This window comes from Streptomyces sp. NPDC102258 (assembly GCF_055584685.1).
Window position 1 is genome coordinate 85459 of record NZ_JBVJLO010000022.1, and the last position, 26147, is coordinate 111605.

The window sequence follows — 26147 nt, forward strand, 5'->3', positions numbered from 1 at the left end:
CTTCGTTGTACGGACCGTATGAGGGGCTCCGCCCCGGAGGGCGGGGCCGGGTTACACCATCAGGGAGCGGTCCGTCGGCTTGATCGGGTACGGGAGGGCGCTGGTGCCGGTCAGGAAGCGGTCGACGCCGCGGGCGGCCGAGCGGCCTTCCGCGATGGCCCAGACGATCAGGGACTGGCCGCGGCCCGCGTCGCCGGCGACGAAGACGCCGTCGACGTTGGTGGCGTACGAGGCGTCGCGGGCGATGTTGCCCCGCTCGTCCAGCTCCAGCCCGAATTGCTCCACCAGCCCGTTGGCCTGGTCGGTGCCGGTGAAGCCCATCGCCAGGGTGACCAGCTGCGCGGGCAGGACGCGCTCGGTGCCCTGCTTCTGCTCCAGCTTGCCGTCCTTGAACTCCACCTCGATCAGGTGCAGCGACTGCACGTTGCCGTCCTCGTCGCCCTCGAAGTGGGTGGTGGAGACGGAGTAGATCCGCTCGCCGCCCTCCTCGTGCGCGGAGGTGACCTTGTACAGCATCGGGAAGGTCGGCCAGGGCTGGCTGGCGGTGCGGTCCTCGCCCGGCTTGGGCATGATCTCCAGCTGCGTGACCGAGGCCGCGCCCTGGCGGTGGGCCGTGCCCACGCAGTCCGCGCCGGTGTCGCCGCCGCCGATGACGATCACGTGCTTGCCCTCGGCGGTGATCGGCGGGGCCAGGAAGTCGCCCTCCTGGACCTTGTTCGCGAGCGGCAGGTACTCCATCGCGAAGTGGATGCCCTTGAGCTCGCGGCCCGGGACCGGCAGGTCGCGGGAGACCGTCGCGCCGGCCGCGATGACGACCGCGTCGAACCGCTTGCGCAGGTCGGTGGCGGTCAGGTCGCGGCCGATCTCGATACCGGTACGGAACTTGGTGCCCTCCGCGCGCATCTGCTCGATGCGCCGGTTGATGTGCACCTTCTCCATCTTGAACTCGGGGATGCCGTACCGCAGCAGCCCGCCGACGCGGTCGGCGCGCTCGTACACCACCACGGTGTGCCCGGCCCGGGTCAGCTGCTGGGCCGCGGCGAGACCCGCCGGGCCGGAGCCGATGACGGCGGCCGTCTTGCCGGACAGCCGCTCCGGCGGCTGCGGGGTGACGGTGCCCCGGTCCCAGGCCTTGTCGATGATCGAGACTTCGACGTTCTTGATGGTGACGGCCGGCTGGTTGATGCCGAGCACGCACGCCGACTCGCACGGCGCCGGGCACAGCCGCCCGGTGAACTCCGGGAAGTTGTTCGTGGCGTGCAGCCGCTCCGAGGCGGCCGACCAGTCCTCGCGGTACGCGAAGTCGTTCCACTCGGGGATCAGGTTCCCGAGCGGACAGCCGTTGTGGCAGAACGGGATGCCGCAGTCCATGCAGCGCCCGGCCTGCTTGCTGATGATCGGCAGCAGCGAGCCCGGGACGTAGACCTCGTTCCAGTCCTTCAGCCGGTCGGCCACGGGACGGGAGCAGGCGGTCTCGCGCGGGGTGGTGAGGAAGCCCTTCGGGTCAGCCATGGGTCGCCGCCTCCATCATCTTCTCGGTGGTCTCGGACTCCGAGAGTCCAGCGAGCTCAGCGGCGTCCTTGGCGGCGAGCACTGCCTTGTACGTGGTCGGGATGATCTTGCTGAAGCGGCCCACGGCGGTGGCCCAGTCGGCCAGGAGCTTCGCGGCCACGGTCGAGCCGGTCTCCTCCTCGTGGCGGCGCACCACGTCGTGCAGCCACCGCTCGTCGGCGTCCGAGAGGGCTTCGACGGCCCCGGCGTTGCCGACGTTGACGTTGCGCGGGTCGAGGTCGATGACGTACGCGACACCGCCCGACATGCCGGCCGCGAAGTTGCGGCCGGTCTCGCCGAGGACGACGGCGTGTCCACCGGTCATGTACTCGCAGCCGTGGTCGCCCACGCCCTCCGAGACGACCAGGGCGCCGGAGTTGCGGACGCAGAAGCGTTCGCCGGTGCGGCCGCGCAGGAACATCTCGCCGCCGGTGGCCCCGTAGCCGATGGTGTTGCCGGCGATGGTGGAGTACTCGGCGAGGTGGTCGGCGCCGCGGTCCGGGCGGACCACCACACGGCCGCCGGAGAGGCCCTTGCCGACGTAGTCGTTGGCGTCGCCCTCCAGGCGCAGCGTCACGCCGCGCGGCAGGAAGGCGCCGAAGGACTGGCCGGCCGAGCCGGTGAAGGTGAGGTCGATGGTGTTGTCGGGCAGGCCCGCACCGCCGAACTTCTTCGTGACCTCGTGGCCGAGCATGGTGCCGACGGTCCGGTTGATGTTGCGGATCGCGACCTGCGCGCGGACCGGCTGGGCGGCCTCGGCGGTCTCCGCGTTCAGCGCGTCGGCCGCGAGCTTGATCAGCTCGTTGTCGAGGGCCTTCTCCAGGCCGTGGTCCTGCGCGATCAGGGCGTGGCGGACCGCGCCCTCGGGCAGCTCGGGCACGAAGAAGAGGGGCTCCAGGTCGAGGCCCTGCGCCTTCCAGTGCGTGACGGCCTTGCTGGTGTCGAGGAGCTCGGCGTGGCCGACGGCCTCCTCGATGGTGCGGAAGCCCAGCTCGGCAAGGAGCTCGCGCACCTCCTGCGCGATGAACTCGAAGAAGTTGACGACGAACTCGGGCTTGCCGGAGAAGCGGTCGCGCAGGACCGGGTTCTGGGTGGCGATGCCGACCGGGCAGGTGTCCAGGTGGCAGACGCGCATCATGACGCAGCCGGAGACGACGAGCGGCGCGGTCGCGAAACCGAACTCCTCGGCGCCGAGCAGCGCGGCGATGACGACGTCGCGGCCGGTCTTGAGCTGGCCGTCCGTCTGGACCACGATGCGGTCGCGCAGCCCGTTGAGCAGCAGGGTCTGCTGGGTCTCGGCGAGGCCGAGCTCCCAGGGTCCGCCCGCGTGCTTCAGCGAGGTGAGCGGGGAGGCGCCCGTTCCGCCGTCGTGGCCGGAGATGAGGACGACGTCCGCGTGGGCCTTGGAGACACCGGCGGCCACGGTCCCGACGCCGACCTCGGACACGAGCTTCACGTGGATGCGCGCGGCCGGGTTGGCGTTCTTGAGGTCGTGGATCAGCTGGGCCAGGTCCTCGATGGAGTAGATGTCGTGGTGCGGCGGCGGGGAGATCAGGCCGACGCCCGGGGTGGAGTGCCGGGTCTTGGCGACCCACGGGTACACCTTGTGGCCGGGCAGCTGGCCGCCCTCGCCGGGCTTGGCGCCCTGCGCCATCTTGATCTGGATGTCGTCCGCGTTGACCAGGTACTCGGAGGTGACGCCGAAGCGGCCGGAGGCGACCTGCTTGATCGAGGAGCGCCGCGCCGGGTCGTACAGGCGGTCCGGGTCCTCGCCGCCCTCACCGGTGTTGGACTTGGCGCCCAGCTGGTTCATGGCGATGGCGAGGGTCTCGTGCGCCTCCTTGGAGATGGAGCCGTACGACATGGCACCGGTGGAGAAGCGCTTGACGATGTCGGCGACGGACTCGACCTCCTCGACGGGGATCGAGGGCCGGTCGGAGTTGAAGCCGAACAGGCCGCGCAGCGTCATCAGCCGCTCGGACTGCTCGTTCACCCGCTCGGTGTACTTCTTGAAGATGTCGTACCGGCGGTTGCGGGTGGCGTGCTGGAGGCGGAAGACCGTCTCCGGGTCGAACAGGTGCGGCTCGCCCTCGCGGCGCCACTGGTACTCGCCGCCGATCTCCAGCGCGCGGTGCGTGGCGGCGATGCCGGAGGCCGGGTACGCCTTGGCGTGGCGGGCGGCCACCTCCTTGGCGATGACGTCCAGGCCGGCGCCGCCGATCTTGGTGGCGGTGCCGCTGAAGTACGTGCCGACGAACTCCTCGTCGAGGCCGACGGCCTCGAAGACCTGGGCGCCGCGGTAGGAGGCGACGGTGGAGATGCCCATCTTGGACATGACCTTCAGGACGCCCTTGCCGAGCGCGTAGATCAGGTTCTTGATGGCCTGCTCCGGCTCCAGGCCGGACAGGAAGGTGCCGGCGCGCAGCAGGTCCTCGACGGACTCCATCGCCAGGTACGGGTTGACGGCGGCCGCCCCGTAGCCGATGAGCAGCGCGACGTGGTGGACCTCGCGGACGTCGCCGGCCTCGACCAGCAGCCCCACCTGGGTGCGCTGCTTGGTGGCGATGAGGTGGTGGTGCACGACGGAGGTGAGCAGCAGCGAGGGGATCGGCGCGTGCTCGGCGTCCGAGTGGCGGTCCGACAGGACGATGAGACGGGCGCCGGCCTCGATGGCCGCGTCGGCCTCGGTACGGATCTGCTCGATCCGCGCGGCGAGGGCCTCGCCGCCGCCCGAGACCCGGTACAGGCCCGAGAGGGTGGCGGCCTTCAGGCCCGGCATGTCGCCGTCGGCGTTGATGTGTATGAGCTTGGCGAGCTCGTCGTTGTCGATCACCGGGAAGGGCAGGGTCACGCTGCGGCACGACGCGGCGGTCGGCTCCAGCAGGTTGCCCTGCGGGCCCAGCGAGGACAGCAGCGAGGTGACGAGCTCCTCGCGGATGGCGTCCAGCGGCGGGTTGGTGACCTGCGCGAACAGCTGCGTGAAGTAGTCGAAGAGCAGCCGGGGCCGCTCGGAGAGGGCCGCGATCGGCGAGTCCGTACCCATGGAGCCCAGCGGCTCGCCGCCGGTGGCGGCCATGGGCGCGAGGATGACGCGCAGCTCTTCCTCGGTGTAGCCGAAGGTCTGCTGGCGGCGGGTGACCGAGGCGTGGGTGTGGACGATGTGCTCGCGCTCGGGCAGGTCCGTCAGCTCGATCTCGCCGGTCTCCAGCCATTCGGCGTAGGGGGCGGCGGCGGCCAGCCCGTCCTTGATCTCGTCGTCCTCGATGATCCGCTTCTGGGCGGTGTCGACGAGGAACATCCTGCCGGGCTGGAGGCGGCCCTTGCGGACGACCTTGGCCGGATCGATGTCGAGGACGCCGACCTCGGAGCCGAGGACGACGAGGCCGTCGTCGGTGACCCAGTAGCGGCCGGGGCGCAGGCCGTTGCGGTCGAGGACCGCGCCGACCTGGGTGCCGTCGGTGAAGGTGACGCAGGCCGGGCCGTCCCAGGGCTCCATCATCGTGGCGTGGTACTGGTAGAACGCGCGGCGGGCCGGGTCCATGGAGGCGTGGTTCTCCCAGGCCTCCGGGATCATCATCAGCACGCTGTGCGGCAGCGACCGGCCGCCGAGGTGGAGCAGCTCCAGGACCTCGTCGAAGGAGGCCGAGTCGGAGGCGTCCGGGGTGCAGATCGGGAAGATGCGCTCCAGGGCGCCCGCGCCGAAGGCGCCGGAGGCCAGGTGGGACTCGCGGGCCTTCATCCAGTTCCGGTTGCCCTTGACCGTGTTGATCTCGCCGTTGTGCGCGACGAAGCGGTACGGGTGGGCGAGCGGCCAGGACGGGAAGGTGTTCGTCGAGAACCGGGAGTGGACCAGGGCCAGCGTCGAGGCGAAGCGGCGGTCGGAGAGGTCCGGGAAGAAGGGCTCCAGCTGCCCGGTGGTCAGCATGCCCTTGTAGACGATGGTGCGGGCGGAGAGCGAGGGGAAGTAGACCCCGGCCTCGCGCTCGGCGCGCTTGCGCAGTACGAAGGCCTTGCGGTCCAGCTCGATGCCGGTGCTGCCGCCCCCGCTGACGAACAACTGCGAGAAGGCCGGCATGGTGGCGCGGGCGCCGTTGCCGAGCAGGTCGGGGGTGACCGGGACCTCGCGCCAGCCGAGGACGGTGAGGCCCTCCTCGGCGGCCATCGCCTCGATGCGCTCCACGGCGACGGCCTGTGCGGGGCCGTCGGCGGGGAGGAAGGCGATGCCGACGGCGTACGCGCCGGCCTCGGGGAGCTCGAAGGGGACGACCTCGCGCAGGAAGGCGTCCGGTACCTGGGACAGGATTCCGGCGCCGTCGCCCGAGTCCGGCTCGGATCCGGTGGCGCCGCGGTGTTCGAGGTTCCGCAATACGGTCAGCGCCTGCTCGACCAGCGTGTGGCTGGCCTCGCCGCTGAGGTTGGCCACGAAGCCGACGCCGCAGGCGTCGTGCTCGTTGCGCGGGTCGTACATGCCCTGCTGGGCGGGGCGACCGTCCATGGGCGACCAGGCGGTGGTGCTGGGGCCGGTCGCGGAGTGCGTGGACGCGGAACGCATCGGCTCTCCCGTCGTCGTCGTGGCATATGTGCATAGCCGAGGGACGACGTTGGCCCTCTGCGAAATTTCGTGCAGGTTACATGATGACGCCAATCCCGAGAAGCGGATACGGCGTTCCAGCATGCGGACATGTCACGAAGGGGGAAAGAGAGGACCTTCGCTGTGCTGCGGGGCTCCCACAAGGCCTTTCGCGAGGCCCTTGCAGGATGCGACACGGGGCGGAGGTCCGGCGCGAGGCGGGCATCATTGCCCGGGCGCCCTGGTGTGATGCCCCGTGGTCATCGAATCGAAACCGCCGGGTAACGGAGTACTTATGTGGCCTACCGCATAGTGTCCCACTCCTGCGGGGGTTAGCTTACGACGCCGCCGATCCAGGTTCCCAGGATGTACGTCACACCCGCGGCAGCGCCACCCAGGGCCAGCTGGCGGACGCCGCTGAACCACCAGGACCGGGCCGTCACCCGGGCGACGACCGCGCCGCAGCCGAACAGCCCGACGAGCGCCAGCAGCACGGCCGGCCACAGGGCGGTCGCGCCCAGCAGGTACGGCAGCAGGGGCAGCAGCGCGCCCAGGGCGAAGGAGCCGAACGAGGACACCGCGGCGACCAGCGGCGACGGCAGGTCGTCGGGGTCTATGCCGAGCTCCTCGCGGGCGTGGATCTCCAGCGCCTGCTCCGGGTCGCGGGAGAGCTGCATGGCCACCTCGCGGGCGAGGGCGGGCTCGACCCCGCGCGAGACGTAGAGCTCGGCCAGCTCCTCCATCTCGTCGACGGGGTGCTTGCGCAGCTGCTGGCGCTCCACGTCCAGCTCGGCGAGGACGAGCTCGCGCTGGGAGGCGACGGAGGTGTACTCGCCGGCGGCCATCGAGAAGGCGCCGGCCGCCAGGCCCGCCAGGCCGGTGATCACGATGGTCTGCGTGGCGACGGAGCCGCCCGCGACGCCGGTCATCAGGGCGAGGTTGGAGACGAGCCCGTCCATCGCGCCGAACACGGCCGGCCTCAGCCATCCGCCGTTGACGTCGCGGTGGGTGTGGTTGTCGCGGTGGGCGGTGTGCAGTGGCGCTTCGGTGTCGATGATGGACATGCGGCGTATCTCCCCGTTTGACGCGAGTGGGTACGCGAAAGCACGCGCAGCCGTGCCCCACCCGGAGCACTCCCCCTGACACCTCGAAAGTACGCACGATTCGAGCTGCCCGCCAGCAAGGAAGGCCGTACTTACCTGGGCTTTCGCGGCTCGGCGACCGGGTGACGGGGGCGTTCGGGGGGTGTTTCGCGGCGAGCGACAAACCACATGCCGTGGCACAAATCCCCCAAGGGCTCATCATGAGTCCCATCAAGTGGAGAGGCGCGCCATGGAGCTGATTGCATGCAATCCGCAGGTCCTCCTCGAACGGGCCAGGGGCGCTCTTCTCGGCCTCGCGGTGGGTGACGCGCTGGGCGCCCCCGCGGAGAACATGAAGCCGTCGCAGATCCGGGCGAAGTGGGGCCGCATCGAGGGTTTCGTGTCGGACGACCCGGCGGGCACCGACGACACCGAGTACGCCATCTTCTCCGGCCTGCTGCTGGCCCGGCACGGCTCCGCGCTCACCGTCGCGCACGTCGAACGGGCCTGGCACCACTGGATCGCCGACCTGGACGAGGGCCCCTTCCGCGGGGCCGGGTTCTCCGAGCGGGGCACCCTGGAGAACCTCCGGCGCGGCCTCGCCGCCCCGATCTCGGCGCAGCACCGGCACGCCTGGTCCGACGGGCTGGCCATGCGGGCGGCCCCGTTCGGCGTCTTCGCGGCGGGGCGTCCGGCGGAGGCGGCCCGGCTCGTCGCCATCGACGGCACGGTCAGCCATGACGGGGAGGGCATCTACGGCGGCCAGGCCGTCGCGGCCGGGGTCGCGGCGGCGATGGGGGGCGGCTCCCCCGCCTCCGTGATCTCGGCGGCCCTGTCGGTCATCCCGTCCGACTCCTGGACGGCCCGCTCCCTGCGCCGCGCCGTCACCGCCGCCCCGCGCGGCGAGCGGGCGGTGCGCTCAGCGGTGGTCATCGGGGGCTACCCCTGGACGGACCTCGCCCCCGAGGCGGTGGGCCTCGCCTTCGGGGCGTTCGCCGCCTGCGCGGGGGACTTCCCCGCCTCCGTCCTGACGGCCGTCAACATGGGCCGGGACGCCGACACCACCGCCGCCGTGGCGGGCGCCCTGGCCGGTGCCCTGTCGGGGGCGGCGGCGATCCCGGCCCCCTGGGCGGCGGCCATCGGCCCGGTCCGGGGCAGCTGCCTCCCCTCGATGCGGGGCTACCACGTCCTGGACATCGCCGACCTCCTCACCCCCGACGCCGAGCCCGCCCGATGACCCCGGACCCTGCCCCCGCCCCACCCCCACCGACCACCCACCCCGAACCCCGCCCCACACCCCCCACCACCCCCACGGAGCCCGCCGCCAACACCCCCCGCACGGGCCCCCGTACGACCACCACACCGGCCGACGGGACCCGTCCGGCCGAGCCCACCGCAGGCCCCCGCACGGCGCACCGGGCCACCGCCGCACCCGCCGTCGGCACCGGCACGGAGCACCGAGCCACCGCCGCACCCGCCGGCGGCACCCGCACGGCGCCCGGTACCACCAAAGCCGCCGCAGGCACCCCCGCCGCGCCCCGTACCGCCTCCGCACCCGGCGGCGGGATCCGCACCGCCGAGCCCACCCCGGGCACCCGCACGGAGTACCGGGCCACCGCCGCACCCGCCGGCGGCACCCGCACGGAACCCCGTACCACCGCACCCGCCGACGGCACCGGCACGGCACCCGGTACCCCAGCCGCCGGAGGCGAGCGGCGGATCGAAGGGCTGTTGCTCGGGCTCGCCGCCGGGGACGCGGCCGGGTGGCCCGCCGCGCGGCACCGGGCCAGCCGGATGCCCGAGTGGACCCGCCGCCTCACCCGCGAGCTCGACACCTTCGCGGAGCAGAACGCCACCACCACCCTCCCCGTCCCCATCGCCCTCAACCAGCCCCCCGAACCCCTGCGCCTCGGCCCCTCCGACGACGCCGAGTGGGCCGCCTTCGCCGCAGAGTCCGTCCTCACCGCCGCCGGGGCCCTGCTCAGCGACCTCTCCCGGTCCCGGCGGATGCGCGCCGCCATCGACCTCGCCTGGAACGCCCTGGCCAGCGAGGTCGCCGCCGCCGCCGAGCGGGCCCCGGAAGTCGAGTCGGCCGTGCTCCCCCTCCGCGCCCGCATCTCCGTCCGGGCCGGCCTCGGCAACCTCGCCGCCGGCCTGCGCCCGCCCGCCACCGGCCACGACAACCCGCACTACTTCGACGACGCCGCCTGCGTCCGCGCCTGCGTCCTGGCCGTCGTCCACCCCGGGGACCCCCGCGCGGCGGCGGACCTCGCCGAGTTCGACGCCCGCTACACCCAGGACGGCGATGGCGTCCACGGCGCCCGCGCCATGGCCGCCGCCCTCGCCACCGCCCTGGCCGGCGCGGACACCGACACGGCCGTCGACGCCGCCCTCGCCCAGCTCCCCGCCGCCACCGAGATCGGCCGCAACGCCCGGCACGCCGTCCACCTCGCCCGCGCCGGAGGCGACACGGCCGGGGCGTTCGCCCTGGTCCCGCTCCTGGAGCACCAGATCGTGGACCACGTCTACAGCTACGGCATCGCCGCCGCCGAGACCGTCCCGGTCGCCCTCGCCCTCGCCACCGCCGCCCGCGGCCGCATCGCCGAGGCGGTCCCCGCCGCCGCCTGCCTCTCCCGCGTCGCGGACTCCGCCCCCGCCCTCGTCGGCGCCCTCACCGGCGCCCTCGGCGGCGGCGACTGCCTCCCCGCCGCCTGGCGCGCGGCCTGCCGCACCCTCTCCGGCTGCGCCCTGCCCCGCCTGGCCGGCACCGACCTCGTCGAACTGGCCGCCCTGCTCACCCGTACGGAACTCACCTCACCCAAGGGATGATTCGGACATGACGCTCACACTGGAGGACCGGGTCACCGGCGCCCTCGTCGGAGCCGCCGTCGGCGACGCGCTCGGCGGCCCGGTGGAGGGCTGGTCCCCGGACCAGATCGTCGAACGGCACGGCGGCCGCGTCCACGGCGTCGTCGGCCCCTGGCACGAGGACTGGCGCACCGCCCGTCCCATCGCCCCGTACCACAAGGGCGACGGACACGTCACCGACGACACCCTGATGACGCACGCGCTGATCCGCGTCTACGCCGCCGTACGGGACCACCTCGACGCGTACGCGGTCGCCGACCACCTCGTCCCGGACCTGATGACGGTCCCGCGCTGGATCCCGGAGCTGGAGGCCGAGGCCCTGCCCCTCCAGCGGGTCTTCCTCGCCGAGAAGTGGATGGTGACCCGGCTGCACTACGCGCACGCCGACCCCCGCGAGGCCGGCACCGGCAACATCGTCAACTGCGGCGCGGCGATGTACATGGCGCCGGTCGGGCTGGTCAACGCGGGCAATCCGGCCGCCGCGTACGCCGAGGCGCTGGACATCACCGGCGCGCACCAGTCCTCGTACGGACGGGAGGCGGCGGGCGTGTTCGCGGCGGCCGTGGCGGCGGCGTGCGTGCCGGGCGCGACCGCCGCGTCGGTGGTGGACACCGCGCTGTCCCTCGCCAAGGACGGCACCCGCGCCGCCATCGCCGCCGTACGGGACGTGGCCGTCCGCCACCGGGACTTCGAATCGGCCCTGGTCCCGCTCCGGGAGGCGGTGGCCCCCTACGACTCGGTCGGCCCGGACTACCGCGCGCCCTCCCTCGGCGCCCGCCGGCCCTCCCGGCTGCACTCCATCGAGGAGCTTCCGGTCGCGCTCGGCATGCTGCTCGTCGCGGACGGGGCGTACGAGGCCTCGGTGCTCGGCGCCGTCAACTACGGCCGCGACTGCGACTCCATCGCCACCATGGCGGGCGCGGTCGCGGGGGCGCTGGGCGGGGCCGGGGCCGTGCCGGAGGGCTGGGCGAAGCAGGTCGCCGAGGCGAGCCGGCTCGACCTGCACGGCCCGGCGGTGACGCTGGCCGCGGTGGCCCGGGACGTCTTCGCCCTGGACCGGTCCCGCCGGCGCGCCCACGAGGCGGCCTTCACGGCCCTCGTGTCCCCGCGGTGATCCGGCTCAGCTGGGCGCAGCCGGAGGACCTGATCGGGCACGAGCTGCGGCAGGCCGCCGAGGACGGCCGGGACGCCGGGCCGGCGCTGCGCGCCTGGACGGCGGCGGGCGGCCACCCGGCCCCGGCCCGCGCCGGCGCCTCCCCCGCCCCGCCCCGCCCCGGACTGCGCGCCCTGGCCACCCGCCTGCTGTCCGACCTGGCCGCCCTCCCGGTCCCCACGGCCGCCACGGAACCCACCGCCTGGCCGGCCATCAAATCCACCTGGCCCCCCGCCCCGGACCCGCACCGGGCCCCTCGACCAGACCCGACCACCGCACCGGGGCCGGCCCCCCAGCCCCACCCCGCATCCGCCCTGCCGGCCGGCCCCACGCCGCGCACCGCACCCGTGCCCCAGGCCGATCCCGGGCCGCACGCACAACCCGCGCCACACGCCGCACCCCGACGCCACGCGGCCGCCGCCCCACACCCCGCACCCGGACGCCACGCGGCCCCCGCGCCCCACCCCGCGCCCGGCCCCCGCCCGGCCGCCACCCCGCACCCCGGACCCCCCGGACACCCGCCACACGCCGCACCCGCGCAGCCGACCGATCCCGCGCCACCCACCCGGTCCGCGCCATACCCCGGATCCGCGCCGCACGCCGCGTCCCCGCCGCAGACCGACCCCACGCCGCGCCCCGCACCCGCGCCCCGGGCCGGTCCCACCCCGCACCCCCACCCCGCCGCGCCCCACCCCGCCGAGCCCCACCCCGCCGCGCCCCACCCCGCTCCCGCGCCGCAGGCGGACGCCGGGCTGGTGCGGCGGCTGGAGGCGGCCTGGGTGGGGCGGGCCGTGGGGTGTGTGCTCGGCAAGCCCGTGGAGAAGCTGCCGCTGGAGGGGATCCGGGCCCTCGCCCGCGCCGCCGGCAACTGGCCGCTGGCCGACTGGTTCACCGCCCGGCACGTCCCCCCGGAGCTACTCGCCCGGTACCCCTGGAACCGCCGCTCCGCCACCACCTCCCTCGCCGAGAACATCGACGGCGCCCCCGAGGACGACGACCTCGACCACCCCCTCCTCGGCCTGCTCCTCCTCCAGCGCCACGGCAAGCGCTTCACCACCGACGACCTCGCCCGCCTCTGGCTCGACGAGCTCCCGGCCGGCCGCACCTTCACCGCCGAGCGCGTCGCGTACCGCAACCTGCTCCTCGGTCTGGAGCCCCCGGAGACCGCCACCCACCACAACCCCTTCCGGGAGTGGATCGGCGCCCTCATCCGCGCCGACGTCCACGGCTGGACCCACCCCGGCGACCCCGCCGCTGCCGCCGAGCAGGCCTACCGCGACGCCGCCCTCACCCACACCGCGAACGGCGTCTACGCCGCCCTCTTCGCCGCCGCCACCATCGCCGAGGCCGCCGGCGGCCGCGCCGACGTGCACGGCGCGCTGCGGGCCGGCCTGTCCGTCGTACCGCCCCGCTCGCGCCTCGCCGACGCCGTGCGCTTCGGTATCCGTACCGCCCGCGAGGAGGCCGACTTCGACCGGGTCGTGGACCGGCTGCACGCCTGTTACGGCCACTACCACTGGGTGCACGCCCTCCCCAACACCGCCCTGATCGCCGCCGCCCTCACCCACGCCGACGGCGATTTCACCCACTCCGTGTGCCGGGCGGTGTCCGGCGGCTGGGACACCGACTCCAACGGCGCCACGGCCGGCTCGATCGCCGGGATCCTGGCCGGGTCCCCCGACCGCATTCCGGAGCGCTGGACCGCTCCGCTGAAGAACCGCCTCGCCACGACCGTCGCCGGCTTCGACGGCATCGGCTTCGACACCCTCGCCCACCTCACCGCCCAGGAGGCAGCCCGCTCATGACGGCCATCGCCGTGCTCGGCAGTACGAACATGGACCTCGTCGCCTACGTGCCCCGCGCACCCCGCCTCGGGGAGACGGTCACCGGACGGGAGTTCCGCACCGTCCCCGGCGGCAAGGGCGCCAACCAGGCGGTGGCCGCCGCCCGGCTCGGCGGGGAGGTGGTGATGATCGGCGCGGTCGGCACCGACGACTTCGGCGTACGGCTGCGCTCCGCGCTCACCGCCGCCGGGGTCGAGACGGCGGCGCTGCGCACCGTCGAGGGCGCCAGCGGCACCGCCCACATCACCGTCGACGACGACGGCGGCAACAGCATCGTCGTCGTACCCGGCGCGAACGGGCACGTCACCGGCCTGGAGCCGGGCGACGACTCCCGCATCGGCGCCGCCGGCTGCCTCCTGCTCCAGCTCGAACTCCCCCTGGAAGCCGTCGTCGCGGGCGCGACGGCCGCCCGCGCCCACGGGGTGCGTACGGTGCTCACCCCGGCCCCCGCCCGACCGCTGCCCCGGGATCTGCTGGAGCTCATCGACCTGCTGGTGCCGAACGAGCACGAGGCCGCCACCCTCACCGGCTTCACCGATCCCCGCGCGGCGGCCGAGGCGCTGCTGCGGGAGGTGCCGGAGGTGGTGGTCACCCTGGGCGCGGCGGGAGCCCTGTACGCGGCGCGCGGACGGGAGCCGCTGACGGTGCCCGCGCCCCGGGTCCGGGCCGTGGACACCACGGCGGCCGGGGACACCTTCGTCGGGGCCCTGGCGGTGGCGCTCGGCGAGGACCGCCCGATGCCGGAGGCCCTGGCCTGGGCCGCCCGCGCGGCCGCCCTCTCGGTCCAGCGCCCCGGCGCCCAGCCCTCGATGCCCACCCGCGCCGAACTGGACGCCGCCCCTGAGCCCGAACCCGGACCCAACCCCGACCCCCAAGCCGGCGCCCGCGACGTCGGCGCCGGGGCCCTGCCGCGGCCCGGGGGCACCGCATGAGCCCCGCGGCCGCCTCCCCGGGCCCGCTGGAGGGGCTGCGCGTACTGGACCTCGCCACCCTCTTCGCCGGGCCGCTCGCCGCCACCCTGCTCGGAGACTTCGGCGCCGAGGTGGTCAAGGTCGAGCACCCCGGCCGCCCCGACCCCTCCCGCGGCCACGGCCCCGCCAAGGACGGCGTCGGGCTGTGGTGGAAGCTGCTGGGCCGGAACAAGCGGACGATCACCCTCGACCTGTCCACCCCCGGCGGCCGGGACACCCTGCTGCGCCTCGCCGCCACCGCCGACGTGGTCGTCGAGAACTTCCGCCCCGGCACCCTGGAGAAGTGGGGCCTGGGCTGGCCCGAGCTGTCGGCCGCCAACCCCCGGCTGGTGCTGGCCCGCGTCACCGCCTTCGGCCAGTACGGCCCGTACGCCCACCGCCCCGGCTTCGGCACCCTCGCGGAGGCGATGAGCGGCTTCGCGGCGATCACCGGCGAGCCGGACGGCCCGCCGACCCTGCCCCCCTTCGGTCTCGCAGACTCCATCGCCGCGCTGACCACCGCGTACGCCGTGATGACGGCCCTCGCCGGCCGCGACCGCACCGGGCAGGGGCAGGTCGTGGACCTGGCCATCATCGAGCCGATCCTCACCGCGCTCGGCCCGCACCCGCTCTGGTACGACCAGCTCGGCTACGTCCAGCCCCGCTCCGGCAACCGTTCCGCCAACAACGCGCCCCGCAACACCTACCGCAGCGCGGACGGCCGCTGGCTGGCGGTGTCGGCCTCGGCGCGGTCGGTGGCCGAGCGCGTGCTGCGCCTGGTCGGCCGGCCCGAGCTGATCGCCGAGCCGTGGTTCGCGGACGGCTCCGGCCGGGCCGCCCACGCCGAGGTGCTCGACGAGGCCGTCGGCGGCTGGATCGCCCGGCACAAGGCCGACGAGGTGATCGCCGCCTTCGAGGACGCCGAGGCGGCCGTGGCCCCGGTCTACGACGTCCGGGACGTACTGGCCGACCCGCAGTTCGCCGCCCTGGACACGGTCACCGAGGTCGAGGACCCCGAACTCGGCCCGATCCGGATGCAGAACGTCCTCTTCCGGCTCTCGGAAACCCCCGGCGGGATCCGCTGGGCGGGCCGCCCGCACGGTGCGGACACCGAAGCCGTCCTCACCGAACTCGGCCTGACCTGGGCCGAGATCGCCGCCCTGCGAACGGAGCGAGCCCTGTGATCCTGACCTGGCTCTACGCCCCCGGGGACCGCCCCGAAGTGGTGGCCAAGGCCCTGCGCTGCGGGGCGGACGCCGTCATCGTGGACCTGGAGGACTCCGTGTCCGCCTCCCGCAAGGAGTACGCCCGCGCGGCCACCGCCGAGCTGCTCACCGAGCGCCCGCCGGTCCCCGTCCACGTCCGCGTCAACGCCCTCGGCTCGCCCTGGGCAGGGGCCGACCTCACTGCCCTGGCCCGGCTGCACGGGCTCGCCGGCCTGCGGCTGCCGAAGATCGACGCCCCGGAGCAGATCACCCGGGTCGCCGACCGGGCCGGCGGGGTGGCCCTGTACGCGCTGCTGGAGACCGCGCTGGGCGTGGAACGGGCGTACGAGATCGCCCGCGCGCACCCCTGCCTGCACGGGCTGACCCTGGGCGAGGCCGACCTCCGCGCCGACCTCGGGGTCAGCGCGGAGGCGGGGCTCGACTGGCCGCGCTCCCGGGTGGTGGTGGCCGCCCGGGCCGCCGGGCTCGCACCCCCGGCGCAGTCGGTGTTCCCGGACATCCGGGACCTGGAGGCGCTGGCCGCCTCCTGTGCGCGCGGCCGGGCGCTCGGCTTCCTCGGCCGGTCGGCGATCCACCCCCGCCAGCTCCCGGTGATCGAGGAGGCCTATCTCCCCCGGCCGGAGGAGGTCACCGCCGCCGAGGAGATCGTCACCGCCGCCCGGGCCACCCCGGGCGCCCTGGCCCTGCCCGACGGCCGCTTCGTGGACCCGGCCGTGGTGGCCGCCGCCCACCGCACCCTGACCCTGTCCCGCCGCGCCGCTTCCCTGTGACCCCTGTGACCGGATACGCCGGAGGGGGCGCCGCGACCCGCGCGACGCCCCCTCCGGTGGAATCCGTTCAGCTCTTGTCGGCCCCGTTGGCGGCGCCGTCGGCCTTGCGCAGATCGGCCTTGACCGCCCCTTCGGCGTCCGCAACCGGCGCGGCCTTCGCCCCGGCGGCGTCCGCAACCGGCGCGGGCTTCGCAAGGCCGCCCTTCGCCCCGGCGCCCTCCGCGGGCTTCGTGAGGTCGGCACCCTTCGCGTCCCTGGCCGCGACCGCCTTGGGGTCACCCCCGGCCGCCACCTCGCCCGCACCGCCGGAGGCATCCGCCCCCTCGACCGTGCCACCGGGCTCGACGACCGCCTCGCGGCCCGGCCGCAGCTTCGCGGAGAGCACGAAGTAGACCACCGCGAGGACGAAGACGAACATCGCCGTCCACACGTTCAGCCGCAGGCCGAGGACGTGGTGCGCCTCGTCGACCCGCATGTACTCGATCCAGCCGCGCCCCAGGCAGTACGCGGCCACGTAGAGCGCGAAGGCCCGCCCGTGCCCGAGCCTGAAGCGCCGGTCGGCCCAGATCACCAGGGCGGCGACACCGAGGCACCAGAGCGACTCGTAGAGGAAGGTCGGGTGGTAGGTCCCGGCGACCCGGTTGGGCCCCTCGCTGATCTTCAGCGCCCACGGCAGGTCGGTGGCCCGGCCGTACAGCTCCTGGTTGAACCAGTTGCCCCAGCGGCCGCAGGCCTGCGCGATGGCGATGCCGGGAGCCAGGGCATCGGCCCAGGCCGGCAGCGGGATGCCGCGCAGCCGGCAGCCGATCCAGGCGCCGACCGCGCCCAGCGCGATCGCGCCCCAGATGCCGAGGCCGCCCTCCCAGATCTTGAAGGCGTCGACCCAGTCGCGGCCTTCGCCGAAGTAGAGCTGGTAGTCGGTGATCACGTGGTAGAGGCGGCCGCCGACGAGGCCGAACGGCACCGCCCACACGGCGATGTCCGCGACCGTGCCCGGCTTTCCGCCGCGCGCGATCCATCGCTTGTTGCCGAGCCAGACGGCGACGAAGACGCCGATGATGATGCAGAACGCGTAGCCGCGGAGCGGGATCGGTCCGAGATGGATCACGCCGGTCGACGGACTGGGGATATAGGCAAGGGTCATGGCAGACCTGACGCTACCCTGCCGGGCGGTACGGACCGCAACCCGCCCGGCAAGCCGAAACCAAAACCACACCCGGCGACGGCGCCGCTCAGTCCTGCGGGGCCCCCTGCGAGGTCCCCTTCGACAGGCCCTTCGGCGACCCCGACGGCGAGGGCGTGCCCTTCCCGGAACCCTTGACCGACCCGGAACCGGAACCGGAACCGGCCGCCCCCGATGCCGACCCGGACGGCGACGGCGACCCGGACGGAGACGGCGACGCCTTCCCGGCGCCCCCGCCCGCCTTGGCCTCGACCTTCGCCCGCAGCTTCTGCGGGGTCAGCGGATCGGCCTGATCGGCGAAGATGTCCTTGCCGTCGAGCAGGATGGTCGGCGTGCCGCGGAACTTGCCCGCCACGAAGGCCTCCTGCGACTTGCCGACCCAGCTGTTGTGCGTGCCGTCCTGCACGCAGGAGCGGAAGGCCTGGGTGTCCAGCCCGTCCACCTTGCCGGCCAGCTCCAGCAGCTTGGCGTTCTTGCCGTAGGCGTCGTTGGTCTCCTCGGGCTGGTTCTCGAAGAGGACGTCGTGGTAAGCGGGGAACCGGCCGGCGTCCTGCGCGCAGGCCGCCGCGTTGGCCCCCTTGAGCGAGCCGGTGCCGCCCATGTTCCCGTCGATCAGGGTGACGAGGTGGTACTCGACCTTGAGGAGCCCCTTGGCCTCCAGGTCGTGGATGGTGTCGCGGTAGGCGGTCTCGAAGGCCTTGCAGGCCGGGCAGCGGAAGTCCTCCCAGATCGTCAGCTGGGATTTCGCGCCGTCCTGGCCGGCCTGGATGGCGAGCGAGTCCTTGCCCGTCGCCCCCGACGGGGCGGCCACCGGACCCTTCTTCGCCGCTTTGCCGCCGGACCCGGCGTTGGCGGCGATCAGGCCGACGACGGCCGCGAGGCCGAGCACGCCGACCACCGCCGCCGACACGACGAGGGTCCGCCGGCGCTTGTCCCGGGTCTTCTCCCGCTCGCGCTCCTGCTGGAGCCGCTCCCGGGCCGATCGTTTCGTCATCGCATCGCGGTTCGCACCGTCGTTCTTCTCGCTCACGTTCGGCCAAACGAAACGGGGAGGCACTCGCGTGCCTCCCCGCCCCCGTTTCCACCCGATCGGGCGACAGAACCCCCGTCGGGGCCCGCCCGGCGTCAGGACCTGCGTACGCCTTCCGCAAGCTCGCCCGCCAGGGCCCGTACGGCGTCCAGCCCGGCCCGCTCGTCCGGCGCGTCCAGCAGCAGCTTCACGAAGGCGGAACCGACGATCACGCCGTCGGCGAAGCCCGCGACCTGCTTGGCCTGGACGGCGTTCGAGACGCCGAGGCCGACGCAGACCGGCAGCTCGGTGGTCGCCCGGGTGCGGCGCACCAGCTCCTGCGCCTCGTCGCCGACCGATTCACGGGTGCCCGTGACGCCCATGAGGGAGGCCGCGTAGACGAAACCGGAACCGGCGGCGGTGATGGTCGCCAGCCGTTCGTCACGGCTGCTGGGGGCCACGACGAAGACGGTCGCCAGACCGTGCTTCGCCGCGTGCTCGCGCCACAGCGCGGACTCCTGCACCGGCAGGTCGGGCAGGATGCAGCCGGCGCCGCCCGCCGCCGCCAGCTCGGCGGTGAACCGCTCGACGCCGTAGCGGTCGATGGGGTTCCAGTACGTCATGACGAGGATCGGGGCCCCGGTGGCCTCGTGCGCCTCGCGGACCGTGCGCATCACGTCGGCGATCTTCACGCCGCCGCGCAGCGCGATGTCGTCGGCGGTCTGGATGACCGGGCCGTCCAGGACCGGGTCGCTGTGCGGCAGGCCGATCTCCACGATGTCCGCGCCGCCCGCGACGATGGCCTTCACGGCCTCGATGGCCCCGTCCACGGTCGGGAAGCCGGCCGGGAGGTAGGCGACGAGGGCGGCGCGGTCCTCGGACTTCGCCTTGGCGAGGGTGGCGCTGAGCAGCTCGATGTTGCCGCCGGTGCCGTTCGCGTGCGTGGCGCTCACTTGTCGTCCCCCTCGGAGAACTCGTCCTCGGCGACTTCGCCGTCGGTGTCGTACAGCCCGAAGTACCGGGCGGCGGTGTCCATGTCCTTGTCACCGCGGCCGGACAGGTTGACCACGATCAGGCCGTCCCGGCCCAGCTCCCGGCCCAGGTCGAGGGCGCCCGCGAGGGCGTGCGCCGACTCGATCGCCGGGATGATGCCCTCGGTGCGCGAGAGCAGCCGCAGGGCCTGCATGGCGGCGTCGTCGGTGACCGCGCGGTACTCGCCGCGGCCGGTGTCCTTGAGGTAGGAGTGCTCGGGGCCGATGCCCGGGTAGTCCAGTCCGGCGGAGATCGAGTAGGGCTCGGTGATCTGGCCCTCCTCGTCCTGGAGGACGTAGGAGCGGGAGCCGTGCAGGATGCCGGGCTCGCCCGCGGTCAGGGTGGCGGCGTGCTCGCCGGTCTCCACGCCGTGCCCGGCGGGCTCGAAGCCGACCAGGCGGACGCCGGCGTCCGGGATGAAGGCGTGGAAGAGGCCGATGGCGTTGGAGCCGCCGCCGACGCAGGCCGCGACGGCGTCGGGCAGCCGGCCGGCGCGCTCCAGGATCTGGCGGCGGGCCTCGACGCCGATGACGCGGTGGAAGTCGCGGACCATGGCCGGGAAGGGGTGCGGGCCGGCGACGGTGCCGAAGAGGTAGTGGGTCTGGTCCACGTTGGCGACCCAGTCGCGGAACGCCTCGTTGATGGCGTCCTTGAGGGTGCGGGAGCCGGACTTCACGGCGATGACCTCGGCGCCCAGCATGCGCATGCGGGCCACGTTCAGGGCCTGGCGCTGGGTGTCGATCTCGCCCATGTAGATGGTGCAGTCGAGGCCGAAGAGGGCGCAGGCGGTGGCCGTGGCCACGCCGTGCTGGCCGGCGCCGGTCTCGGCGATCACCCGGGTCTTGCCCATGCGCTTGGTGAGCAGCGCCTGGCCCAGCACGTTGTTGATCTTGTGCGAGCCGGTGTGGTTGAGGTCCTCGCGCTTGAGGAAGATCCGGGCGCCGCCCGCGTGCTCGGCGAAGCGCGGCACCTCGGTGAGGGCACTGGGCCGGCCGGTGTAGTGGACCATGAGCTCGTTGAGCTCGGCGGCGAAGGCCGGGTCGCCCTTGGCCTTCTCGTACTCGACGGCGACCTCGTCCACGGCGGCGACGAGCGCCTCCGGGATGAACTTGCCGCCGAAGTCACCGAAGTAGCCCTCGGCGTTGGGGACGTGACCCTCCGGGTCCGGGATGAAGAACGAGCTGGTGGACATGCCACTACTCCTACGTGTACGGCGGAAATGCGCGACGGGGGGCTGGGGTGCACCGTAGGGCGCCGTAGGTCCGCGGGCCGCGCGCCCCGCCAGGGGTACGTGGCCGTGCGGACGCGGCGGCCCGCGCCCGAGCCGGGGCTCGGGCGTGGGGGCCGTCCGTGGCCTGCCGCCCGGTACACGTGTGCGTACCGGGCCGGCGGCCGTCGTCTACAGCGCGGCTCCGCCGCGCCATCGCATGCCGTTGACCTGTCCGGGCTCGGAGCCGATCACGTAGCGCACCCGCCGGCCGTGCACGCGCCGGGCCGGGGCGCGGCAGCCGCGGGGGCGGCAGCCGCGCGCCAGGGGCGCGTGCGCCGTCGGCACGCCGGCCGGGCCGTGGCCCGGTCGGGTGCGGACGCAGGGGCGGGAGGGGGGCATGGGAAGGTCAGCTCCGGCCGTGGCGCAGGGCGGGGTGGGCGCCGGCGGCGACGAGGTCGGCGACGGCCGCCTTCGGGTCGCGGCCGGTGACCAGGGACTCTCCGACGAGGACGGCGTCGGCGCCCTCGTTGGCGTAGGCGATCAGGTCGTGCGGTCCGCGGATGCCGGACTCGGCGACCTTCACGATGTGGGGCGGGATCTCGCCGACGATCCGCTCGAAGGTGGAGCGGTCGACCTTGAGGTCCTTCAGGTTACGCGCGTTGACACCGATGATCTTGGCGCCGGCCTCGACGGCCCGCTCGATCTCCTCCTCGTCGTGGACCTCCACGAGCGGGGTGAGGCCGATGGACTCGGCCCGCTCGATGAGGGAGACGAGGGCCTCCTGGTCCAGGGCCGCGACGATCAGCAGCACGAGGTCGGCGCCGTAGGCGCGGGCCTCCCACAGCTGGTACGCGGTGACGATGAAGTCCTTGCGCAGGATCGGGATGTCCACGCGGGCGCGGACGGCCTCCAGGTCGGCCAGCGAGCCGCCGAAGCGGCGCTGTTCGGTGAGGACGGAGATGACCGCCGCACCGCCCGCCTCGTAGTCGGCGGCGAGCCCGGCCGGATCGGCGATGGCGGCCAGCGCGCCCTTGGAGGGGCTGGAGCGCTTGACCTCGCAGATCACCTTGACGCTGTCGCCGCGCAGGGCCGCGACACCGTCCTTGGCCTGGGGCGCCTTGGCGGCACGCTCCTTGAGCTCGTCGAGGCTCACGCGGGCCTGCCGTTCGGCAAGGTCTTCGCGGACCCCTTCGATGATCTCGTCGAGCACACTCACGCGAGCGGCCCCCTTCCGGGTTGATGACGGTCGGCCGCCTTGCGGACACGTTCCCCTGCAAGGTCGACTCTCAAATGGTATCCGCAGGTCTCCAAGGCCTCTGCACTGACTTCGCCGAGTCCCAGGGACTGGACAGTCGGAATATGGCCTTCCCGTAGCCCCGCGTGAGGCGCCCCATGGCCTCAGGGGGCCAGAGCGGAACCGAAGGGAAGATTGCGGACAATCGAGAACACGAGGACCAGCGCCCCGATCGCCCACCAGTACGCCGGCCGCAGCGCGAGCCGGGGCACCGGGCCGCCGCGGAAGGCCCGGACGAGCCACAGCGCCAGGAAACCGGCGAAGACGAGGTAGCCGGCGACGGCCACGGCGTTGCAGCCGAGGGCGGCCGCCAGGTCCCCGCGCGCGAAGGCGTGCGCGCTGCGCAGCCCGCCGCAGCCGGGGCACAGGACGCCGGTCAGCCGTCGCAGCGGGCACAGCGGGTAGTGGCCGGGCTCGTTCGGGTCCACGGCGCCCACGTACGCGAAGGCGGCCGCGGCCCCGGCCAGCGTCAGCGCGGGCGCCGCCAGCCGCCGGGCCCGCGAGGCCGGTACGGGGGCCTGCGCGCGCGGCGGTACGGGCTGTGCGTGGGCCGGTACGGGAGCCTGCGCGTGGACCGGTGCGAGGCCCTGGGCTGCGGGAGTGCGAGAGGGTTCCACCGGGTGATTGTCTCCGCTCATGACAAAAGGCGCAGCCCGACCGGGCCGCGCCTTTCGAACCGCGGGTACCGCGCTCAGACCTTGGCGGGGACCCGGTTGGCGGCGATGACCTCGGCGAGGTCGCGGTGGTCGGCCTTCGGGGCGCCCATGCCCGCGGCCTTCATCGCGAGACCGACGACTCCGCCGAGCGCGACCACGACGAGGCCGGCCCAGAACCCGATCGGGTTCGCCAGCACCACGAAGGCGCCGGAGACGCAGAAACCGATGAAGGCGATGATGACACCGGTCCAGGCGGCCGGGGTGTGTCCGTGGCTCGTGCCCGCCATGAGTTGCTCCTCGTTGCTCTGTCTCGCGTGCGGTGCCGCACGCTCGCTGTCATTGTCCCGCACGGGGCGGGCCCTTTCACCAGGGGGTGGGGCCTTCGTGGAGGCGGCCTCCGCCGGAGGGGCTCCTCAGCGGGTCGGGTCCTCGCCCCGGTCCAGAGCCTTCCACAGGTCCTCCGGCCGGTCCGGGTCCACCGGCGCGGGCGTGCGCCTGCGCGGGCTGCCGTCCCGCTCGTAGCGGCCCCCCATCGCGGGCCAGCTCCGGCCGAAGCGCAGCGCCAGCAGACCGGCGAGCAGGATCAGCACGCAGCCGAAGGCGGTGACGTACGGCCAGGCCGTATGGGTCAGCTCCCCCACCCGGGCGGCGGTGTCGGCCGTCGCGGTGACGGCCCGCTCGTCGAGCGCCCGGTGGTCGTCGGCGGCGGCGACCGCGGAGAGCGCCCCGCCGAGCCCGCTCAGCGCGAGCAGCCCGGACACCAGCAGCCGGCCCCGGCCGCGTACGGCGAACACCGCCACCAGGGCCGCGAGGCCGACGATGGCCAGGGCCGCCGGCAGGCCGGTCACGGCCCGGCCGTCCGCGGTCAGGGGCAGCGAGCCGCCTCCCACGGCGGCGCTGCCCCGGGCCCAGACGCGGCCGGAGGCGAGCAGGACGACGGTGGCGCCGAGCGCGCCGAGCAGCAGGGCGACGGCCACGCTGCGGCGGCCGCTCCTGCTCTCGGGGCTCTCGGCGTCATCCGGTGCGGCGGGGGTCTGGGGTGGGGGCACGGCACTCACGTACCCCACTATCCCCTACGGCCTCAGCCGCGGTGGAGGCGGTTCGCCGCTCCCACGGCGCGGAGCACGGCCGCGGCCTTGTTGCGGCACTCCTGGTCCTCCAGCTCCGGCACCGAATCCGCGACGACACCGGCCCCGGCCTGTACGTACGCCGTCCCGTCGCGCAGCAGCGCGGTGCGGATGGCGATGGCCGTGTCGGAGTCCCCCGCGAAGTCGAGGTAGCCGACGCAGCCGCCGTACAGCCCGCGGCGCGAGGGCTCCAGCTCCTCGATGATCTGCATGGCGCGCGGCTTGGGGGCGCCGGAGAGGGTGCCGGCCGGGAAGCAGGCGGTGAGCACGTCGAAGGCCGTCTTGCCCTCGGCGACGCGGCCGGTGACCGTGGAGACGATGTGCATCACGTGGGAGTAGCGCTCGATCGACATGAAGTCGACGACCTCCACCGAGCCCGGCTCGCAGACCCGGCCGAGGTCGTTGCGGCCGAGGTCGACCAGCATCAGGTGCTCGGCGCGCTCCTTGGGGTCGGCCAGCAGCTCGTCGGCGAGGTCGTTGTCCTCCTGCGGGGTGGCCCCGCGGTGGCGGGTGCCCGCGATGGGGTGGACCATCGCCCGGCCGTCCTCGACCTTGACCAGCGCCTCGGGGCTGGACCCGACCACGTCGAAGCCGTTCTCGAAGCGGAAGAGGTACATGTACGGGGACGGGTTGGTGGCCCGCAGCACCCGGTACACGTCCAGCGCGGAGGCGTGGCAGGGGGTCTCGAACCGCTGCGAGGGCACCACCTGGAAGGCCTCGCCGGCCCGGATGCGCTCCTTCACGTCCTCGACGGCGGCCTGGTACTTCTCGCCGCCCCACAGGGCGTCGAAGGGCGGCAGCGCGGACTCCGGGAGCGCGGCGGGCACGTAGGGCGCGGGACGCGCGAGGTCGGCCTCCATCGCGTCGAGGCGGGCGACGGCGTCCGCGTACGCCTCGTCCGCGCCGGTGTCGAGGGCGTTGTGGTTGATCGCGTTGGCGATGAGCAGGACCGTGCCGTCCCAGTGGTCCAGGACCGCCAGGTCGGAGGTGAGCAGCATGGTCAGCTCGGGCAGCCGCAGGTCGTCGACGGTGTGCTCGCCGATGCGCTCCAGGCGGCGCACGATGTCGTAGCCGAGGTAGCCGACCATGCCGCCGGTGAAGGGGGGCATGCCGCCCGCGAGGTCGCGGGGGGTGTGCAGGGCCTCGACGGTGGCGCGCAGCGCGTCGAGGGGGTCCCCTTCGGTGGGTACGCCGACGGGCGGGGTGCCGATCCAGTGGGCCTGCCCGTCCTTGACGGTCAGGGTGGAGGCGCTGCGGACGCCGACGAACGAGTAGCGGGACCAGGAACGCCCGTTCTCCGCGGATTCCAGCAGGAACGTGCCGGGGCGTTCGGCGGCGAGCTTGCGGTAGAGCCCGACCGGGGTGTCCCCGTCGGCGAGCAGCCTGCGGCTCACGGGGATGACGCGGCGGTCGGCCGCGAGCTTGCGGAACGTGTCGAGATCCATGGCGCGGTCCCTGCCTATTCGGATGCGGCGTCGGTGCGGAGGAGGACATCGGCGTCGAAGCAGGTCCGGGCGCCGGTGTGGCAGGCGGCGCCGACCTGGTCGACCTTGACGAGCAGGGTGTCGGCGTCGCAGTCGAGCGCGACGGACTTCACGTGCTGGACGTGGCCGGAGGTGTCCCCCTTGACCCAGTACTCGCCGCGGCTGCGGGACCAGTAGGTGCAGCGGCCGGTGGTCAGGGTGCGGTGCAGGGCCTCGTCGTCCATCCAGCCGAGCATGAGCACCTCGCCGGTGTCGTACTGCTGGGCGATGGCGGGCACCAGACCGTCCGGGGAGCGCTTGAGGCGGGCCGCGAGGGCGGGATCGAGGGAGGACGTACTCATGTGGATATTGTGCCGCGTGATCGTACGGGTACGGAGCGCCGTCCGCCTGATGGGCGGGCGCGCGGCGGCGCCCGGCCGTAGGCTGTCGCGCATGTCTACCCATGCGAAGCGTGAACGCCTGCTGCTTGCGGACCTGTTGGAGGCGGCCGGCCCGGAGGCGCCGACGCTGTGCGAAGGCTGGCGGGCGCGGGACCTCGCGGCGCACGTCGTCGTGCGCGAGCGGCGGCCGGACGCGGCGGGCGGTCTGCTGCTGAACGTGCTCAAGGCGCGGCTGGACCGGGCGATGGCCGAGTACGCGGCGAAGCCGTACGAGGAGCTGATCCGGCTGATCCGGACCGGCCCGCCGAAGCTGTCGCCGTACGCGCTGAAGCAGATCGACGAGGCGGCGAACGCGGTGGAGTTCTTCGTGCACGCCGAGGACGTGCGGCGGGCGCAGCCGGACTGGTCGCCGCGGACGCTGGACCCGGTGTTCGCGGACTCCCTGTGGTCCCGCCTGGAGAAGCTGGCCCGCCTCACGGGCCGCCGCTCCCCGGTGGGCCTGGTCCTGCGCCGCCCGGACGGCCGCACGGCGGTGGCGCACAAGGGCGTCCCGGTGGTGACGGTGACGGGCGAGCCGGGCGAACTCACCCTCTTCAGCTTCGGCCGCCAGGACGCCGCCGCGGTGGAACTGGACGGCGACAAGGAAGCCGTCTCCCGCCTGACCCGCACCCGACTGGGCATCTGACCCGGGCCCTCGCAGCCGAAGTCAGCCCCGCCGGCGTTCGAGGCGCGGGGGTCCGGGGGCGGAGCCCCCGGCG

22 protein-coding genes are annotated in these 26147 nt (G+C 74.1%); 8 read left to right on the forward strand and 14 right to left on the reverse strand.

The window, feature by feature from the left end:
• Positions 1-51 precede the first annotated feature (51 nt).
• The 3 genes from ACZ6ZT_RS29735 to ACZ6ZT_RS29745 all read right to left on the reverse strand — a co-directional run bounded on the left by ACZ6ZT_RS29735 (position 52) and on the right by ACZ6ZT_RS29745 (position 7185).
• Positions 52-1512, reverse strand: coding sequence for a glutamate synthase subunit beta (locus ACZ6ZT_RS29735; RefSeq protein WP_469723196.1), 1461 nt, complete (start codon positions 1510-1512; stop codon positions 52-54).
• On the reverse strand, positions 1505-6046 hold the full coding sequence (gene gltB, locus ACZ6ZT_RS29740; protein ID WP_469723236.1) for a glutamate synthase large subunit: 4542 nt from the start codon (positions 6044-6046) through the stop codon (positions 1505-1507). Before gltB ends, ACZ6ZT_RS29735 begins: the two co-directional genes overlap by 8 nt.
• A gap of 407 nt (positions 6047-6453) precedes the next feature.
• Positions 6454-7185, reverse strand: a complete 732-nt coding sequence (locus tag ACZ6ZT_RS29745; RefSeq protein ID WP_469723197.1) for a VIT1/CCC1 transporter family protein — start codon at positions 7183-7185, stop codon at positions 6454-6456.
• Between the two features lie 268 nt (positions 7186-7453).
• Between ACZ6ZT_RS29745 and ACZ6ZT_RS29750 the strand changes: the two genes are divergently transcribed.
• The 7 genes from ACZ6ZT_RS29750 to ACZ6ZT_RS29780 all read left to right on the forward strand — a co-directional run bounded on the left by ACZ6ZT_RS29750 (position 7454) and on the right by ACZ6ZT_RS29780 (position 16014).
• Positions 7454-8440, forward strand: a complete 987-nt coding sequence (locus ACZ6ZT_RS29750) for an ADP-ribosylglycohydrolase family protein (RefSeq protein WP_469723198.1) — start codon at positions 7454-7456, stop codon at positions 8438-8440.
• Positions 8437-10032, forward strand: coding sequence for an ADP-ribosylglycohydrolase family protein (locus ACZ6ZT_RS29755; protein WP_469723199.1), 1596 nt, complete (start codon positions 8437-8439; stop codon positions 10030-10032). Before ACZ6ZT_RS29750 ends, ACZ6ZT_RS29755 begins: the two co-directional genes overlap by 4 nt.
• A 7-nt stretch (positions 10033-10039) precedes the next feature.
• Complete coding sequence (locus ACZ6ZT_RS29760) at positions 10040-11185, forward strand: ADP-ribosylglycohydrolase family protein (protein ID WP_469723200.1); 1146 nt, start codon at positions 10040-10042, stop codon at positions 11183-11185.
• Positions 11186-11538: 353 nt separating this feature from the next.
• Positions 11539-13029, forward strand: coding sequence for an ADP-ribosylglycohydrolase family protein (locus tag ACZ6ZT_RS29765; protein ID WP_469723237.1), 1491 nt, complete (start codon positions 11539-11541; stop codon positions 13027-13029).
• Positions 13026-14000 carry a ribokinase gene (rbsK, locus tag ACZ6ZT_RS29770; protein WP_469723201.1) on the forward strand — a complete coding sequence of 325 codons (975 nt, stop codon included), beginning with the start codon at positions 13026-13028 and terminating at the stop codon, positions 13998-14000. Before ACZ6ZT_RS29765 ends, rbsK begins: the two co-directional genes overlap by 4 nt.
• Positions 13997-15202 (forward strand): CaiB/BaiF CoA transferase family protein, encoded by a 1206-nt coding sequence (locus ACZ6ZT_RS29775; protein WP_469723202.1) that lies wholly within the window; start codon positions 13997-13999, stop codon positions 15200-15202. The genes rbsK and ACZ6ZT_RS29775 overlap by 4 nt, the downstream gene beginning before the upstream one ends.
• Positions 15199-16014, forward strand: a complete 816-nt coding sequence (locus tag ACZ6ZT_RS29780) for an HpcH/HpaI aldolase/citrate lyase family protein (RefSeq protein WP_469723203.1) — start codon at positions 15199-15201, stop codon at positions 16012-16014. The genes ACZ6ZT_RS29775 and ACZ6ZT_RS29780 overlap by 4 nt, the downstream gene beginning before the upstream one ends.
• 67 nt (positions 16015-16081) lie before the next feature.
• Here the strand turns inward: ACZ6ZT_RS29780 and lgt are convergent, their stop codons facing one another.
• The 11 genes from lgt to hisI all read right to left on the reverse strand — a co-directional run bounded on the left by lgt (position 16082) and on the right by hisI (position 25350).
• Positions 16082-17158 carry a prolipoprotein diacylglyceryl transferase gene (gene lgt / locus ACZ6ZT_RS29785; RefSeq protein WP_469723204.1) on the reverse strand — a complete coding sequence of 359 codons (1077 nt, stop codon included), beginning with the start codon at positions 17156-17158 and terminating at the stop codon, positions 16082-16084.
• An 88-nt stretch (positions 17159-17246) separates the two neighbouring features.
• The gene (locus tag ACZ6ZT_RS29790) at positions 17247-18191 is read right to left on the reverse strand and encodes a DsbA family protein (RefSeq protein WP_469723206.1); all 945 of its coding nucleotides are present in this window, start codon (positions 18189-18191) and stop codon (positions 17247-17249) included.
• A 131-nt stretch (positions 18192-18322) separates the two neighbouring features.
• Positions 18323-19159, reverse strand: a complete 837-nt coding sequence (trpA, locus tag ACZ6ZT_RS29795) for a tryptophan synthase subunit alpha (RefSeq protein WP_469723207.1) — start codon at positions 19157-19159, stop codon at positions 18323-18325.
• Positions 19156-20430, reverse strand: a complete 1275-nt coding sequence (trpB, locus tag ACZ6ZT_RS29800) for a tryptophan synthase subunit beta (protein WP_469723209.1) — start codon at positions 20428-20430, stop codon at positions 19156-19158. Before trpB ends, trpA begins: the two co-directional genes overlap by 4 nt.
• A 207-nt stretch (positions 20431-20637) precedes the next feature.
• The gene (trpM, locus tag ACZ6ZT_RS29805; protein WP_469723210.1) at positions 20638-20847 is read right to left on the reverse strand and encodes a tryptophan biosynthesis modulator TrpM; all 210 of its coding nucleotides are present in this window, start codon (positions 20845-20847) and stop codon (positions 20638-20640) included.
• 7 nt (positions 20848-20854) lie between these two features.
• Positions 20855-21664 carry an indole-3-glycerol phosphate synthase TrpC gene (gene trpC, locus ACZ6ZT_RS29810; RefSeq protein WP_469723211.1) on the reverse strand — a complete coding sequence of 270 codons (810 nt, stop codon included), beginning with the start codon at positions 21662-21664 and terminating at the stop codon, positions 20855-20857.
• Positions 21665-21846: 182 nt separating this feature from the next.
• The gene (locus ACZ6ZT_RS29815; RefSeq protein ID WP_469723213.1) at positions 21847-22380 is read right to left on the reverse strand and encodes a DUF2752 domain-containing protein; all 534 of its coding nucleotides are present in this window, start codon (positions 22378-22380) and stop codon (positions 21847-21849) included.
• Positions 22381-22433: 53 nt separating this feature from the next.
• Positions 22434-22685 carry an HGxxPAAW family protein gene (locus ACZ6ZT_RS29820; RefSeq protein WP_469723214.1) on the reverse strand — a complete coding sequence of 84 codons (252 nt, stop codon included), beginning with the start codon at positions 22683-22685 and terminating at the stop codon, positions 22434-22436.
• A gap of 126 nt (positions 22686-22811) precedes the next feature.
• On the reverse strand, positions 22812-23465 hold the full coding sequence (locus ACZ6ZT_RS29825; RefSeq protein ID WP_469723215.1) for a TIGR02234 family membrane protein: 654 nt from the start codon (positions 23463-23465) through the stop codon (positions 22812-22814).
• A gap of 14 nt (positions 23466-23479) precedes the next feature.
• Positions 23480-24970, reverse strand: a complete 1491-nt coding sequence (locus tag ACZ6ZT_RS29830) for an anthranilate synthase component I (RefSeq protein WP_469723216.1) — start codon at positions 24968-24970, stop codon at positions 23480-23482.
• Positions 24971-24984: 14 nt separating this feature from the next.
• A complete protein-coding gene (gene hisI, locus ACZ6ZT_RS29835) occupies positions 24985-25350 on the reverse strand; it encodes a phosphoribosyl-AMP cyclohydrolase (RefSeq protein WP_469723217.1) in 366 nt (121 codons plus the stop codon).
• Between the two features lie 91 nt (positions 25351-25441).
• Here hisI and ACZ6ZT_RS29840 point away from each other — a divergent pair, with 91 nt between their 5' ends.
• Positions 25442-26074 (forward strand): TIGR03085 family metal-binding protein, encoded by a 633-nt coding sequence (locus ACZ6ZT_RS29840; RefSeq protein ID WP_469723219.1) that lies wholly within the window; start codon positions 25442-25444, stop codon positions 26072-26074.
• Positions 26075-26147: the final 73 nt, after the last annotated feature.